We start from the raw sequence: 13,652 nt of genomic DNA, 5'->3' as shown, positions 1-13,652 counted from the left end.
CCGGCTGCAAAGTCCACTCGTCTGTCCCTCCCGGGATTCAACCCAAGGAAACATGATGAGCCTCGAATTGCTGGACCAAAGCCTCGGCCAACTGGCCTGCGACATTCCCGGTGCCACCCGTACCTTCCATCATTACAACCTCGACTTCTGTTGCGGCGGGCAAAAATCCCTGCGCGAAGCCGCCCTGGTCAAAGGCCTGAACCCGCTGCTGATCGCCGACGCCCTGCGCACCCTGCAAGCCGCCGGCGAACTGGGCCATGACTGGCGCGACGAACCCCAGGCACTGTTGATTGCCCACATCCTGGAACGCTACCACGCCCGCCATCGCGACCAACTGCCGGAACTGATCCGCCTGGCCCGTCGCGTCGAGCAGGTCCATGGTGCGCGGCCCAGTTGCCCCAACGGCCTGGCCGATCACTTGCAGGACATGTATCAGGAACTCGAAGGCCACATGCTCAAGGAAGAACAGGTGCTGTTCCCGATGCTGCAACAGGGCCTGGGCGAACGGGCCTCGGCGCCGATCCAGGTGCTGCGCTACGAACACGACCAGCACGGTGAAGCCCTGGAAACCATGCTCGCCCTGACCGACCAGATCACCCCGCCCGCCGACGCCTGCAACACCTGGCGCGCCCTGTATCGCGGGCTGGTGGAGTTTCGCGACGACCTGATGCAGCACATCCACCTGGAAAACAATGTGCTGTTCGTCAATGCGATGAAGCCCACTCGCTAAGCCTCAAACATTGCCCATTACGCCTGTGGGAGCAAAGCTTGCTCGCGATAGCGATGGATCAGTCAACATTGATATCGACTGACACTGCGCCATCGCGAGCAAGCTTTGCTCCCACAGGCATTCGTTGCTCTCATCCCTACTCAAAACTGCCAATAGAACATCGCCTTGGCCAGCACCACGATCAACACCATGTGCCCCAGGATACTGCGGCGCAACCAGCAGGCTCGGTTCGGCGTCAGGCGGCCGCTCTTGAGCCAGTACGCCAGCCACAAATAGTGACCGATGATGCTCAGCGCCAGCAGGATCTTCAGGCTCAGCAGCAGGCCGAAGCTGTTGCTCAGCGGCTGGCTCAATGCGCCGCGATGCTGCCAGGCCAGGGCCATGCCGGCGCCGTACAGCAACAGCACCACGCCGTGCAGGACGTGTCGCGAGCGCTTGGCGATGGCCTGGTCGGCGGCGTCCTTGACACCTTGGGCCAGGGGCCGGCGGGCGGCATGCCAGATAAAAACCTCGAAAAACAACGTGCCAATGAAGGCGATGGCCGCCAACAGATGCGTGACCAGCAAGACTCCGTACATCATCGATCCCCTGCGCCCCCACGACTCATCCCGGATGCCCATCCACCCGGGCCTTCAGCAGCATCGGCCCGTAGCGCCAGGCGTATAGACCGAACGCCAATGTCCAGCACAGCCCCGCGAGCCACAGCCCGGCCAACGGCAACAGCAGCACCAACAGCACGCGGCTCAGGCACGCCAGGTTCAGCAGGATGAACGCCAGGGTCATGCCCGTCGGTGGCTCCAGGGCTCGCCCGGTATGGCCCAGGCTGACGCGGGCAATCATCGCCAGGATCAACCCGGCCATGGCGCCGATGGTCAGGCCGTGCACCGCCAGGCTCGGGTTCACCGGCACGCCGAAGTGCCACAGCGCCATGCCCAGGCAGGCCACCGCCAGCCAAGCGTAGGCCAGGTGCAACGACCACAGCAGCGGCACCCGCCACAAGTCACGATCATGCCAACGCACCAGTCGAATCCCATGCCCCACCGCCAATGCAGCGAACAACAGGCCGACCCAGGCGCTAGCCACCAGTGCCGGGCCGAAGGCATACAACACCGCCACCAGCGCCGACCCCGCCAGCAACAGGCGATCGAGCCACGGCCAAGGGGCCACGCCCTCGACTCGACCGAGGCCACGCTGGGTAAAGAATGGAATCACGCGCCCGCCGATCAACCCCATCATCGCCGCTACCAGCCACAGACCGGTGAGCACGCTCTGGCGCTGCAAGCCCTCGTTGTGCTGCACCAGGCCGTACACGGATAACCCATCAGCGGCAGCCAACAGCAGCAATACCAGGACAATCGGGTAATTGCGCTTCTGCCGCACACGCCACAACGTCAGCCCCATCAACGCGGCGACCGCCAGGGCAAACCCCAGTTCCAGCAGCGTCAGCAACGGCCAGGGTGCATCGACCAGCCAAGCCAACCGCGCGCCCAGCCACAGCAGCGCCAGCGTGGCCAAGCGCTTGCCGCTGAGCCCCGGGGTGCCGGTCCAGGTCTGCACCGCCGTCAGCAGGAACCCGGCGATGATCGCCAGGCCGAAACCGAACAACAGTTCATGCCGGTGCCAGGCCAACCAACCGCCGGCTGGCTGCCAGGCCGACAAGCGCCCGGTAAACGCGGCGAGCCAAAAGGGAATGGCCAGCAGCGCCAGCACGCAACCGGCCAGAAAGAACGGCCGAAACGCCAGGCGCCACAGCGGCGCGATGGCCATGGCCTTGCGACGGTCAAGCACTTGCATACACCACTCCTTTGCCTCGCTGAACCGTCAGCGAGGTACGACAAACCAGGGTTCGAATGATCGGCTATCGACGCTGGCAGGCCTTGTCTCAGATCAAGCCAGCGCATCGGCAACCTCCCGCCTCGAACAGGCACTTGCAAGGGGCTTGCCGTTGTGGGAGCCGAGCTTGCTCGCGATGCGCGCTATCGCGGTCCTGCTGTAGACCGTGGCGCCTTCATCGCGAGCAAGCTCGGCTCCCACAAAAGCTCGCTCCCACAAGGACTGTAGCTGAATAGGGTATTTATGACCCTTTCGTGGTTGTTTTAACCCTATTGCGCCAGGGTCATTTCTACCCTCCCCAGCCCCAACGCCCCACCAATCAAAGCCTCCAGCCCTGGCCCGGCTCTTGCTCAGCCACGGCATCACCTTTCTTGCCGGGGCCATCCATGAAATCCGTCGTTCTGCCGCTCACCTGGTTCGTCGTGCTCTCCTGCGTCGTGGCGCTTGCCAGCGGCCTGTCCCTGAGCCTGGTCTGACCCCGCCCCCTCTTTAGCCATTACAAGGATCCATGCCATGGTGCTCCACCGTGTCCATCACCAGATTCTGCGCAGCCATCATCTGTTCGAGCCCTTGAACGAAGAACAGCTCGACGAATTGATGAGCAACAGCCAACTGCTGAGCATCGACAAGGGCGACCCGTTGTTCCGTCAGGGAGAGCCGGCGCAGGCGTTTTACTTCGTGATTTCCGGCGCGGTGAAAATCTACCGGCTGACCCCGGACGGCCAGGAAAAAGTCTTCGAGGTCATCGGCGAGCGCCAGACCTTCGCCGAAGCGATGATGCTGATGGACACGCCCAACTACGTCGCGTCCGCCGAAGCCGTGGGCCCGACCCAGCTGTATCGGCTGTCCAACGCCACCTACATGCGCCTGTTGCAAAGCAATAGCCGGCTGACCTTCGCCCTGCTCGGCAAGCTCTGCGTACGCCTGCACCAGCGGGTCAACGAGATTGAAACCCTGTCGCTGAAAAACGCCACCCATCGCGTGGTGCGCTACCTGCTGACGCAACTGGTGCGCCTGCAAACCGTGGACAGTCAGTTCGAACTGCCGATGGCCAAGCAACTGATCGCCGGGCACTTGTCGATCCAGCCGGAAACCTTTTCGCGGATCATCCGGCGCCTGATCGATGAAAAAATCATCACCCAGGACGGTCGCCAGATCGCCATTCTCGATCGCCTGCGCCTGGAGCAATTCGAATGAGCGCGCAGCCCACTTGCCTGTATTGCCAACTGGCCAACCCTGTCGATACCACCGAATGCCGCCAGTGCGGCATGCCGTTGCCAGCCGAGGCGGCAAGGGCCGACGAGCGCCGGCTACGGCGCTTCGGTTGGTTCTGTGGCGGGCTGACGATCTTCTGCATCGTCATGTTCTTCTGGCTGCCTCGCAGCATCGTCTGAACCCTCAATCCTGAGTCAATTGCCGGTACAACTGCGGTAGACGCAGCGGCAGTTGCTCGGGCTGGCGAATCAAGGTGTAGCCGTTGGCCCCGAACATGTACGGCAGGTAATCCCCCGCTTCGCGGTCGATGGTGATACAGAACGGTGTCAACCCTTGGCGCCGCGCCTCGAGCACCGCCTGGCGGGTGTCTTCCACGCCGTAGCGTCCCTCGTAGAGGTCCAGGTCATTGGGCTTGCCGTCACTGAGCAGCAACAACAATTTGCGCCGGCGTTTGCAGCCAGCCAACTGTTGCGTGGCCTGGCGGATCGCTGCGCCCATGCGCGTGTAGTAACCAGGCTTGAGGCCCTGGATGCGTCCGCGGGTGTGATCGTCGTAACGCTGGTTGAAAGCCTTGAGTTCATGCATGCGCACCTGCTGGCGGCGCAGGGAAGAGAACCCGTACAGAGCGAAATCATCCCCCAGCACCGACAGGGTTTCGCCGAACAGCAACAGGCTGTCGCGGATCACATCGATCACCCGGTGCTCGTCATTGAGGTGAGCATCGGTGGACATCGACAGGTCGGCCAGCAGCAGGCAGGCCAGGTCGCGGCGGGTCTGGCGCTGGTCCATGAACAGTCCGCGTTCGCTGCACTGGCCGTGCTGGCGTTCGACATGAAAATCCAGCCAGGCTTGCAGGTCCAGCTCCGAACCTTGGGTTTGCTGGCGCAACCACTGGCGATCGTTGCGCAAGTGTTCGAACTGGCGACGCAGGCGCTGGGCCGAGCTTCGCAGGCGTGCGGGCAACGGCTGGGGCTGGCAATCGCGGGGGGTGAAGGTTTGCAGGCTGACGAAGTCGTCCTGCAGGCGTTGCTTACGGTAATCCCATTCCGGCAACAGGATGCCCGCGCCCAACGGGATGTCGTCCACATCGGCCGGGGGCAGGTCCAGGTGCAGTTTCAAGCCACCGCCCTTGCGTATGCGGGTGCGTGACAAGGTCAACTGGTCCAGGTCCTCGGCGACGCGAGCGGCGTCCGGGTCTTCGCTGTCATCGGCCCAGCGATCCAGGTCCACGTGTTCGGTCCAACTGAACAGGTTTTCCAGGCGCACGATCAGCAGCCCACCGTCACGGGTGGTGTCATCGATTCGCTCGGCGCGCTTGCGCCCACCTTGCTGTTCACCGGGTGGCATCGCCAGGTATTGCTCGGACTCTTCGAGATTGGCGGCCTGGGGATTGGCCAGGTGTTGGGGTGGGTAGAGCCACAGCGGCAACGGCCAGACGGCCCGCTCGCTGCGGGGAAAATGTTCGACACTGCCCGGTTCGCGCAAGGCTTGGCACAACGCCCGCTCCAGGGCGGCTTCGACCGGGTTGAGCGTGGCGGGATCGGGGCGCAGGGACAGGTGCGCGTCCACCAGCCGCCGGTAGCGAGGGCGCAGCGCCGGGTAGCGCGTCAACACCGCTTGGGTCCAGCGCTGATTGTCCCGTCCCCAATGCTTCATCGGTCCCGACTGCGCGGCCAGCAACGCGAGCCAGCGATACAGCTCTTCGTTCAGGCCGACATCGGGGAACGCCGCCAGGCTCGCTGGCAGACGCAGGTTGTCGCCGTCGCAGCAGGCCAGGGGCACTTGCTTGCAGGTGCCGGCGATCTGCTGCAACAGGTTGCGACGCAGCAGCAGGTCGCGGTCGCTGACCGCTTCCACCCCCAGGTGAGGCGCACCGCCGGTGGCGCGGAACAGTACCTGGAGGGCGCGTTGCCGGGGAATCAGTTCGACCCGTGCTTCAGGAAAATCGGCGCTGGCCCGACGGGTGATGAAACGGTGCCAGACACTGCCGACCCATTCTTCCAGCTCGAGGGTGAATGCCATGGTTGTTCTCCTCTTAAGCCGAACCCATTGTGGCGAGGGGATTTATGTGGGAGCAAAGCTTGCTCGCGAAACAGGCGCCTTGATCTCTGGAAGACCGCATCGCCCCATCGCGGGCAAGCCTTGCTCCCACATAAATCCCCTCACCACAAATGAGTTCGGCTTAGTCGTTGTGGCGACTCATGACGGCACCACCGCCGCCGGTGCGCGAAGGGCCGCACGACCACGTTGACGGAAGCTGAACAGGTAGCAGAGCAACCCGGCCAGGAACCCGACGCCGCTGACCAGTCGCGCCCAGAACAGCGGCTTCAAATGGTCCATCGTCGCCATGAACGGCAAGGCACTGCCATCCGGCATCCACCGCTGCAACCACACCTGGACCACACCGGCGGCGGTGAGGAACAAGGTGATCATCACCATCGACAGGGTCATCAACCAGAAGCCCCAGATCTCCAGGCGCTGGGAGCGTTCGTCCGCCGCTTCACCCAAGCCCCGCAAGCGCGGCATGGCGTAGCTGATCAGCGTCATCACGATCATCGCGTAGGCCCCGTAGAAAGCCAGGTGACCGTGGGCCGCGGTCAGTTGCGAACCGTGGGTGTAGTAGTTGACCGGTGCCAGGGTGTGCAGGAAACCCCAGACACCCGCGCCGAAGAACGCGGTGACCGTGGTGCCCTTGGCCCACAACGTGGCGGCACGGTTCGGATGCTGCCGACGGCGGTTTTTCACCATGCTGAAGGCGAAGACCACCATCGCCAGGAACGGCAGCGGTTCCATCGCCGAGAAGATCGAGCCGACCCACAACCAGACCTCGGGCGCGCCGATCCAGAAGAAGTGGTGACCGGTGCCGATGATCCCGGTGATCAACGCCATGGCGATAATCACGTAGAGCCATTTTTCCACCACTTCCCGGTCCACGCCGGTGATCTTGATCAGGACGAAGGCGAGCATCGAACCCATGATCAGTTCCCAGACGCCTTCCACCCAAAGATGCACCACCCACCACCAGTAGAACTTGTCGCGTGCGAGGTTTTCCGGGTTGTAGAAGGAGAACAGGAAGAACACCGCCAGGCCGATCAGCCCGGTCATCATCACCATGCTGACCGTGGTCTTGCGACCTTTGAGCAGGGTCATGCCGATGTTGTAGAGGAACCCCAGGCATACCACGACGATGCCCATCTTGGTGATGGTCGGCTGTTCCAGGAACTCGCGGCCCATGGTCGGTAGCAGGTCGTTGCCGGTGAATTTCGCCAGCGTGGCATAAGGCACCGAGAGGTAACCCAGGATCGTCGCCACGCCTGCGGCGGCGAATACCCAGAACAACACGAGCGCCAGTTTCGGGCTGTGCAGTTCGCGGTCGGCCTCCTCCGGTATCAGGTAATACGCCGCGCCCATGAAGCCGAACAGCAGCCAGACGATCAGCAGGTTGGTGTGGACCATGCGGGCCACGTTGAAGGGGATCAGCGGGAACAGGAAGTCGCCGACCACGTATTGCAGGCCCATGATCAAACCGAACAGCACCTGCCCGAGGAACAGCATCAGGGCAAACACGAAATAGGGTTTGGCGACAGCCTGCGAGGCGAATTTCAGATGCGGATTAGCCATGCTCATCTCTCAGCCCTCCTTGTTTGGCGGCCAGCCATTGGTATTGATTTTCGAACTCCACTTGAGGAACTCGGCGATGTCGTCGACCTCCTGCTCGCTCAGGTTGAACTGAGGCATGGCCCGCCGCCCCGGAACGTTCAGCGGCTGCATTTTCATCCACGCCTGCAGGAACGGCTTGAAGGCCTCGTCGCCACCACGCCGGTTCACGACGTTGCCCAGCTCCGGCGCAAAATACGCGCCCTCGCCCAACAGCGTATGGCAGCCGATGCAGTTGTTGCGCTCCCAGACGCCCTTGCCGCGTATCACCGACTCCGTCAATTGCGCCTGGTTGCTGCGTTCGGGAAAGGTCTGTTCCGTGTGGTAGGTCAGGGCCAGGAATATCAGGAAGAAGAAGATGCTTCCCCCGAAATAAATATTCCTGGCCATGCCTTTGGTGAAGGTATCTGACATGGTCACTTCCTCATTGCTTGGCGTGACCATTCTAGGAACCGAGGGGGCTGAAACCGCTTGATGGCGATCAAGAATCTCCGATGGTTTTGGTAGGTTGTTCCAACACAGCCCAAAAGGCAGATGAGCTTTTGTGGCGAGGGAGCTTGCTCCCGCCGGGGCGCGAAGCGGCCCCAGGCAAGTTGATCGCGGTCAGCCTGATACACCGGGATGCCTGGCCTTGGGGCTGCTGCGCAGCCCAGCGGGAGCAAGCTCCCTCGCCACGGTTATGTGCCAGACATGAGTGTCGAGGCAATCAGCACGGCCAATAGTGCGGCCCAACTCAATATCAACCGCCGCCACAGGCGCGGCGCATGGCGCAGTTCCATGAAGCCGTCGGCGATCAGCCAGGCCTTGGTCACCGCGACCGCCAGGATGGCGATGGACACCAGTGCGCTGGCGGCGACCTGGCCCAGGGCGACGGTGCCGGTGCTCAGCACGGCCAGCGCCATCCAGCAGGTGATCAAGACACGGGAAGCCGACATGAGCACCTCCGCTCAACCGAGAATGTAGACAACCGGGAACAGCAGCACCCAGACCAGATCGACCATGTGCCAATACAGCACGCCGGACTCCAACCCGCTGTGTTCCTGCGCACCGTAGCGCCGACGCCGGCAACCCTCGGCCAGCCAGGCGAGGATCACCATGCCCAGCAGCACATGGAGAAAATGAAACGCGGTGAGGATCCAGTACAAGGTGAAGAACGTGTCGCGCTCCATCCCCAAACCGTTCGCCAGCAGATGGGCATACTCAGTGAGCTTGATCGCCACATAACCGCAGGCGAGCAACAACGCCCCGCACAACAACAGCGCGGCGCGACGCGGCCGGTCCCGCCTGACTTGCTCCTGGGCCAGGGCGGCGAACAGCCCGGCGGTCAGCAGGCTCAGGGTCATCGCCAGGCCCGTGGAGCGGTCCAGCAATTGCCGGCCCTCGCTGAACATCTGCGGGTGCAACGCCTGGGCGACAGTGAATGCCAGGATCAACAGCGCGAACACCGACAACTCGGCGAGGATGAAAAACCACATCGCCAGATCCCCGGGCAACCGCCGGGGCACGCCAGCGGTTTCAGCCGAAGTGGACATCGACCACATCCATCAAAGCGGCAACGGTCTGCGGGTCGTCACTCAACGGCTCGGCCAGGCAGGCCAGACAGGATTGGCGCGGGTCCATGCCGGAGCCGATCATGCGCGCGGCGAAAATCAACAGGCGCGTTGAGGCGACTTCCTCCAGGTCATGTTGATCGAGCCGGCGCAGCGCCTGCCCCAGCCGCACCACCTGGGCCGCAAGGGCCAGGTCCACACCCGCCTCGCGGGCGACGATGCGCTCTTCATCGGCCACCGCCGGATAGCCAAAGCGCAGCGCCACGAAACGCTGGCGCGTGCTGGGCTTCATACCCTTGAGCAGGTTCTGGTAACCGGGGTTGTACGACACCACCAGCATGAAGGACGGCGGCGCCTGCAGCACTTCACCGGTGCGTTCCAGGTACAGCTGCCGGCGATCATCGGCCAGCGGGTGCAGCACCACCGCCGTGTCCTGGCGCGCTTCGACCACCTCATCCAGATAGCAAATGCCGCCCTCACGCACCGCCCGGGTCAAGGGGCCGTCCTGCCACCAGGTGCCCTGGGCGCCGATCAGGTGACGGCCCACCAGGTCAGCCGCACTCAAATCATCGTGGCAGGCGACGGTGTACAGCGGTAGTTTCAGACGGTGAGCCATGTGCTGGACGAAACGGGTCTTGCCGCAGCCGGTGGGGCCTTTGATCAGCACCGGCATGCCGTGATGCCAGGCCTGTTCGAACAGCGCCTGCTCGTTGTCCTGGGGTTGATAAAAGGGTTCGTCGGGGTGCTGCAAAGTGTGGATAGCGTTCATGGCGAGGGCCTGATCAGACAACACGATTGCCGGCCACGCTACGGCGCCCTGCGACAACCTGGCAAGGCCGGCGGCCAGCAAACTTGATCGCCGTCAAGCGGCTCACCACCGCCCTGGGCATAGCCTTGCATCGCACCAAGAACCTGCGCGCCGAACGTCAATTACAGCGCAGCGCGGGTCATGCCTGAGGAGAAATGGAATGCTGATCAGCCACAAAAAAACGTGGGCCCTGAGGGTGACGGCGCTGTGTACAGCGCTGGTTGCTCCCTACGCCTTCGCCGACCAACCCACCACGCCGGAACCGTCCCGCGTGGTCAAGACCGAAGGCGCACCGGACCTGAGCCAGGCCGACTTCGACTCGGCCAAGGAAATCTATTTCCAGCGCTGCGCCGGCTGCCACGGGGTCTTGCGCAAAGGCGCCACCGGCAAACCGCTGACACCCGACATCACCCAGTCCCGCGGCCAGGCCTACCTGGAGGCGCTGATCACCTACGGCTCCGCCGCCGGCATGCCGAACTGGGGCACCTCCAACGCCCTGACCAAAGACCAGATCACGGTGATGGCCAAGTTCATCCAGCACACCCCGCCGACACCACCTGAATGGGGCATGGCCGAAACCCTCAAGACCTGGAAGGTCCTGGTCAAACCCGGAGACCGTCCGACCCGGCAGCTCAACAACCTCAATCTGCAAAACCTGTTTTCAGTCACCCTGCGCGACGATGGCAAGATCGCCTTGATCGACGGCGATACCAAGAAGATCGTCAAGCTGATCGACACCGGTTATGCGGTGCACATCTCGCGCATCTCCGCATCGGGGCGCTACCTGCTGGTGATCGGCCGCGATGCCAAGATCGACATGATCGACCTGTGGCCGAAAGAGCCGACCAAGGTGGCGGAAATCAAGGTGGGCATCGAAGCCCGCTCGGTGGAGACCTCCAAGTTCAAGGGCTACGAGGACAAGTACACCATCGCCGGTTCCTACTGGCCGCCGCAGTTCACCATCATGGACGGCGAGACCCTGGAGCCCAGGCAGATCGTCTCGACCCGGGGCATGACCGTCGATACCCAGCAATACCATCCCGAGCCACGGGTCGCGGCCATCATCGCCTCTCACGAATGGCCGGAGTTCATCGTCAACGTCAAGGAAACCGGCAAGGTGATGCTGGTCAACTACCAGGACATCAAGAACCTCACCATCACCAGCATCGACGCCGCGCCGTTCCTCCATGACGGCGGTTGGGACAGCAGCCACCGCTACTTCATGACGGCCGCCAACAACTCCAACAAGGTCGCGGTGATCGACTCCAAGGAACGCAAGCTCACCGCCCTGGTGGATGTCGGCAAGACCCCGCACCCGGGGCGCGGCGCCAACTTCAACCATCCACTCTACGGACCGGTCTGGGCCACCAGCCACCTGGGCGATGCCGGGGTTTCCATGATCGGCACCGACCCGATCAAGCATCCGCAATACGCCTGGAAGCAGGTCGGTTCGCTCCAGGGCCAGGGTGGCGGCTCGCTGTTCATCAAGACCCACCCCGCCTCGCGCCACCTGTATGTCGACACCACCCTCAGCCCGGACGCCAAGCTCAGCCAGTCGGTGGCGGTGTTCAACATCGACAAGCTCGACGCCGGCTACACCGTGCTGCCGATCGCCGAATACGCCGGCATCGAGAAAGGCGCGCTACGCGTGGTGCAACCGGAATACAACAAGGCCGGCGACGAGGTCTGGTTCTCGGTCTGGAGTGGCCAGGAAGACGAGTCGGCGCTGGTGGTGATCGACGACAAGACCCTCAAGGTCAAGAACGTGATCAAGGACAAGCGCCTGATCACCCCGACCGGGAAATTCAACGTCTACAACACCCAACACGACATCTATTGAGCCCCATCAATAAGAGGAAAAACCATGAAGCCTATTCTGATTGCCCTGGCCTTGACTGCCGCCTACAGCCTGCCGGCGTTGGCGCAAGACGGCCCGACGCTGTTCAAGAGCAAGCCCTGCGCCGCCTGCCATTCCATCGACACCAAGGTGGTGGGCCCGGCGCTCAAGGAGGTCGCGGCGAAAAACGCTGGCGTCGCCGGGGCCCAGGATCTGCTCGCCAAGCACATCAAGGAAGGCACGCAAGGCAATTGGGGACCGATGCCGATGCCGGCCAACCCCGTGACGGAAGAGGAAGCCAAGATCCTGGCTGCGTGGGTCTTGACCCTTAAATAACGCTCAAGGAGTCCAGCTCTGTGGCAAGGGGTTGTATGTAGGAGCAAGGCTTGCCCGCGATGGGGGCGGTGCGGTCCTTCAGAGATCAAGGCGGCTGTTTCGCGAGCAAGCTTTGCTCCCACATAAATTCCCTCACTACAGGGACCGCGCTCAACTTTATTTCTTGATCAGGAGGCGTCATGGAACGACACAACACCGCAATCTCGATGACCACCCTCCTCTTCGCTTTCTCTTCCTGCGTGCTGGCCGCTCCCGACAGCCAGCGCCAGGCCCAATTGCAACATCTGCTGGACCAGGACTGTGGCGCCTGCCACGGCCTGTACCTGACCGGCGGCCTCGGTCCGCCCCTGACCCACGAAGCCCTGGCCGGAAAATCCCGCGACAGCCTCATCGCCACCGTCACCCTCGGACGGCCCGGCAGCGCCATGCCCGGTTGGGCAGCGTTGCTTGCGCCCGACGACATTCGCTGGCTGGTGGACCGGCTCCTTCAAGGAAAACCCGCCTCATGATCCGTTCCTTCCTGTCCTCCACCGCCATCGCCCTGCTGCTCTGCGGTTGCGCCCAGACACCGTTGCGCGGTACCGGCGATTTGGGCGTGGTGGTGGAGCGCGCCAGCGGCAGCCTGCAAATCATCGAAAGCGACACCCGCACCGCCCTGGGCCGCGTCGAAGGCCTGGGCGACTTGTCCCACGCCTCGGTGGTGTTTTCCCGCGACCAGCGCTACGCCTATGTCTTCGGCCGTGATGGCGGCCTGAGCAAGGTCGACCTGCTGAGTGCGCGCGTCGAACGCCGGATCATCCAGGGCGGCAACAGCATCGGCGGCGCGATCAGCCAGGACGGCAAACTGATCGCCGTTTCCAACTACGAGCCCGGCGGCGTCAAGGTGTTCGATGCCCGGACCCTGGAACAGATCGCCGACATCCCGGCCACGCCGTTGCAGGGCGGCCAGAAGCGCTCACGGGTGGTTGGCTTGGTGGATGCGCCGGGACAACGCTTCGTGTTCAGTCTGTTCGACACCGGCGAAATCTGGAGCGTCGATTTCAGCCTGGGCCTCACCCCGCGCATCGAGCGTTTCACCGCCATTGGCCAACAACCCTACGACGCCCTGATCACCCCGGACGGGCGTTATTACATGGCCGGTCTGTTCGGTGAAGACGGCATGGCCCAACTCGATCTCTGGCACCCGGAACGCGGGGTGAAACGGGTACTGGGGCATTACGGGCGCGGCCAGGAGCGGCTCCCGGTGTACAAGATGCCGCACCTGGAAGGCTGGGCCATCGCCGACCGGCAAGCCTTCGTGCCCGCCGTCGGGCATCACCAAGTGTTGGTGATGAACGCCCAGGACTGGCAACAGACCGACGCCATCGCCGTGGCCGGTCAACCGGTGTTCGTCACAGCGCGACCGGATGGCCGGCAGTTGTGGGTCAACTTCGCCTACCCGGACAACGACCGCGTCCAGGTCATCGACACCCAGACCCACGCCATCGTCGCCGACCTGCGGCCGGGTCCGGCAGTGCTGCACATGGAGTTCACCGCCCGAGGCGACCAACTGTGGCTGTCCGCCCGGGATGGCGGTCAGGTGCAGGTCTGGGACCCTTATCGCCTCGAACGCCTGGGCAGCCTCCCGGCCCTGAGCCCCAGCGGCATTTTCTTCAGCAGCCGCGCCCACAAGCCGGGGTACTGACC

15 protein-coding genes are annotated in these 13,652 nt (G+C 63.3%); 7 read left to right on the top strand and 8 right to left on the bottom strand.

Annotated features, from left to right (window positions below; translation table 11 throughout):
* The first annotated feature begins 55 nt into the window (after window positions 1-55).
* Entirely contained in the window at window positions 56-730 is a 675-nt protein-coding gene (gene ytfE / locus AO356_RS25160; protein ID WP_060742085.1) for an iron-sulfur cluster repair protein YtfE, read from the top strand.
* 140 nt (window positions 731-870) lie between these two features.
* On the opposite strand, the gene AO356_RS25155 is transcribed toward ytfE, so the two are convergent.
* Both AO356_RS25155 and AO356_RS25150 read right to left on the bottom strand, forming a co-directional pair.
* Window positions 871-1,308 carry a hypothetical protein gene (locus AO356_RS25155; protein WP_170866790.1) on the bottom strand — a complete coding sequence of 146 codons (438 nt, stop codon included), beginning with the start codon at window positions 1,306-1,308 and terminating at the stop codon, window positions 871-873.
* A gap of 25 nt (window positions 1,309-1,333) precedes the next feature.
* Window positions 1,334-2,524, bottom strand: coding sequence for an NnrS family protein (locus AO356_RS25150; protein WP_060742083.1), 1,191 nt, complete (start codon window positions 2,522-2,524; stop codon window positions 1,334-1,336).
* Window positions 2,525-3,076: 552 nt separating this feature from the next.
* Here AO356_RS25150 and AO356_RS25140 point away from each other — a divergent pair.
* Window positions 3,077-3,760: a Crp/Fnr family transcriptional regulator gene (locus AO356_RS25140; RefSeq protein ID WP_060742081.1), complete on the top strand. Its 684-nt coding sequence runs from the start codon at window positions 3,077-3,079 to the stop codon at window positions 3,758-3,760.
* The gene (locus tag AO356_RS25135; RefSeq protein ID WP_060742080.1) at window positions 3,757-3,957 is read left to right on the top strand and encodes a hypothetical protein; all 201 of its coding nucleotides are present in this window, start codon (window positions 3,757-3,759) and stop codon (window positions 3,955-3,957) included. The genes AO356_RS25140 and AO356_RS25135 overlap by 4 nt, the downstream gene beginning before the upstream one ends.
* 4 nt (window positions 3,958-3,961) lie before the next feature.
* Here the strand turns inward: AO356_RS25135 and AO356_RS25130 are convergent, their stop codons facing one another.
* The 6 genes from AO356_RS25130 to AO356_RS25105 all read right to left on the bottom strand — a co-directional run bounded on the left by AO356_RS25130 (window position 3,962) and on the right by AO356_RS25105 (window position 9,754).
* The gene (locus AO356_RS25130) at window positions 3,962-5,800 is read right to left on the bottom strand and encodes a nitric oxide reductase activation protein NorD (protein WP_060742079.1); all 1,839 of its coding nucleotides are present in this window, start codon (window positions 5,798-5,800) and stop codon (window positions 3,962-3,964) included.
* A gap of 177 nt (window positions 5,801-5,977) precedes the next feature.
* Window positions 5,978-7,405, bottom strand: coding sequence for a cbb3-type cytochrome c oxidase subunit I (locus tag AO356_RS25125; RefSeq protein WP_060742078.1), 1,428 nt, complete (start codon window positions 7,403-7,405; stop codon window positions 5,978-5,980).
* 3 nt (window positions 7,406-7,408) lie between these two features.
* Complete coding sequence (locus tag AO356_RS25120; protein ID WP_003202495.1) at window positions 7,409-7,849, bottom strand: c-type cytochrome; 441 nt, start codon at window positions 7,847-7,849, stop codon at window positions 7,409-7,411.
* Window positions 7,850-8,112: 263 nt separating this feature from the next.
* Entirely contained in the window at window positions 8,113-8,370 is a 258-nt protein-coding gene (locus tag AO356_RS25115; RefSeq protein WP_060742077.1) for a cytochrome C oxidase subunit IV family protein, read from the bottom strand.
* A gap of 12 nt (window positions 8,371-8,382) precedes the next feature.
* Entirely contained in the window at window positions 8,383-8,967 is a 585-nt protein-coding gene (locus AO356_RS25110; RefSeq protein WP_060742076.1) for a cytochrome c oxidase subunit 3 family protein, read from the bottom strand.
* A complete protein-coding gene (locus AO356_RS25105; RefSeq protein WP_060743198.1) occupies window positions 8,951-9,754 on the bottom strand; it encodes a CbbQ/NirQ/NorQ/GpvN family protein in 804 nt (267 codons plus the stop codon). The genes AO356_RS25110 and AO356_RS25105 overlap by 17 nt, the downstream gene beginning before the upstream one ends.
* Before the next feature lie 199 nt (window positions 9,755-9,953).
* Between AO356_RS25105 and nirS the strand changes: the two genes are divergently transcribed.
* The 4 genes from nirS to AO356_RS25085 all read left to right on the top strand — a co-directional run bounded on the left by nirS (window position 9,954) and on the right by AO356_RS25085 (window position 13,650).
* Complete coding sequence (gene nirS / locus AO356_RS25100) at window positions 9,954-11,633, top strand: nitrite reductase (protein WP_060742075.1); 1,680 nt, start codon at window positions 9,954-9,956, stop codon at window positions 11,631-11,633.
* A gap of 24 nt (window positions 11,634-11,657) precedes the next feature.
* A complete protein-coding gene (locus AO356_RS25095) occupies window positions 11,658-11,966 on the top strand; it encodes a c-type cytochrome (RefSeq protein WP_014339157.1) in 309 nt (102 codons plus the stop codon).
* 206 nt (window positions 11,967-12,172) lie between these two features.
* On the top strand, window positions 12,173-12,475 hold the full coding sequence (locus AO356_RS25090; protein ID WP_237140833.1) for a c-type cytochrome: 303 nt from the start codon (window positions 12,173-12,175) through the stop codon (window positions 12,473-12,475).
* Window positions 12,472-13,650 carry a cytochrome D1 domain-containing protein gene (locus tag AO356_RS25085; protein WP_060742073.1) on the top strand — a complete coding sequence of 393 codons (1,179 nt, stop codon included), beginning with the start codon at window positions 12,472-12,474 and terminating at the stop codon, window positions 13,648-13,650. Before AO356_RS25090 ends, AO356_RS25085 begins: the two co-directional genes overlap by 4 nt.
* The last annotated feature ends 2 nt before the right edge of the window (window positions 13,651-13,652 follow it).

It is taken from the genome of Pseudomonas fluorescens, from assembly GCF_001307275.1.
GTDB classification, from domain to species: Bacteria; Pseudomonadota; Gammaproteobacteria; order Pseudomonadales; family Pseudomonadaceae; genus Aquipseudomonas; species Aquipseudomonas fluorescens_AA.
The sequence above is the reverse complement of the archived record's forward strand: the minus strand, read 5'-3'. Positions and strand labels throughout refer to the sequence as shown.

Bases quoted from the DNA above. Each gene is read 5' to 3' on its own strand.
- ytfE (WP_060742085.1), top strand. From the start codon at position 56: ATGAGCCTCGAATTGCTGGACCAAAGCCTCGGCCAACTGGCCTGCGAC.
- AO356_RS25155 (WP_170866790.1), bottom strand. From the start codon at position 1,308: ATGTACGGAGTCTTGCTGGTCACGCATCTGTTGGCGGCCATCGCCTTC.
- AO356_RS25150 (WP_060742083.1), bottom strand. From the start codon at position 2,524: ATGCAAGTGCTTGACCGTCGCAAGGCCATGGCCATCGCGCCGCTGTGG.
- AO356_RS25140 (WP_060742081.1), top strand. From the start codon at position 3,077: ATGGTGCTCCACCGTGTCCATCACCAGATTCTGCGCAGCCATCATCTG.
- AO356_RS25135 (WP_060742080.1), top strand. From the start codon at position 3,757: ATGAGCGCGCAGCCCACTTGCCTGTATTGCCAACTGGCCAACCCTGTC.
- AO356_RS25130 (WP_060742079.1), bottom strand. From the start codon at position 5,800: ATGGCATTCACCCTCGAGCTGGAAGAATGGGTCGGCAGTGTCTGGCAC.
- AO356_RS25125 (WP_060742078.1), bottom strand. From the start codon at position 7,405: ATGAGCATGGCTAATCCGCATCTGAAATTCGCCTCGCAGGCTGTCGCC.
- AO356_RS25120 (WP_003202495.1), bottom strand. From the start codon at position 7,849: ATGTCAGATACCTTCACCAAAGGCATGGCCAGGAATATTTATTTCGGG.
- AO356_RS25115 (WP_060742077.1), bottom strand. From the start codon at position 8,370: ATGTCGGCTTCCCGTGTCTTGATCACCTGCTGGATGGCGCTGGCCGTG.
- AO356_RS25110 (WP_060742076.1), bottom strand. From the start codon at position 8,967: ATGTCCACTTCGGCTGAAACCGCTGGCGTGCCCCGGCGGTTGCCCGGG.
- AO356_RS25105 (WP_060743198.1), bottom strand. From the start codon at position 9,754: ATGAACGCTATCCACACTTTGCAGCACCCCGACGAACCCTTTTATCAA.
- nirS (WP_060742075.1), top strand. From the start codon at position 9,954: ATGCTGATCAGCCACAAAAAAACGTGGGCCCTGAGGGTGACGGCGCTG.
- AO356_RS25095 (WP_014339157.1), top strand. From the start codon at position 11,658: ATGAAGCCTATTCTGATTGCCCTGGCCTTGACTGCCGCCTACAGCCTG.
- AO356_RS25090 (WP_237140833.1), top strand. From the start codon at position 12,173: ATGACCACCCTCCTCTTCGCTTTCTCTTCCTGCGTGCTGGCCGCTCCC.
- AO356_RS25085 (WP_060742073.1), top strand. From the start codon at position 12,472: ATGATCCGTTCCTTCCTGTCCTCCACCGCCATCGCCCTGCTGCTCTGC.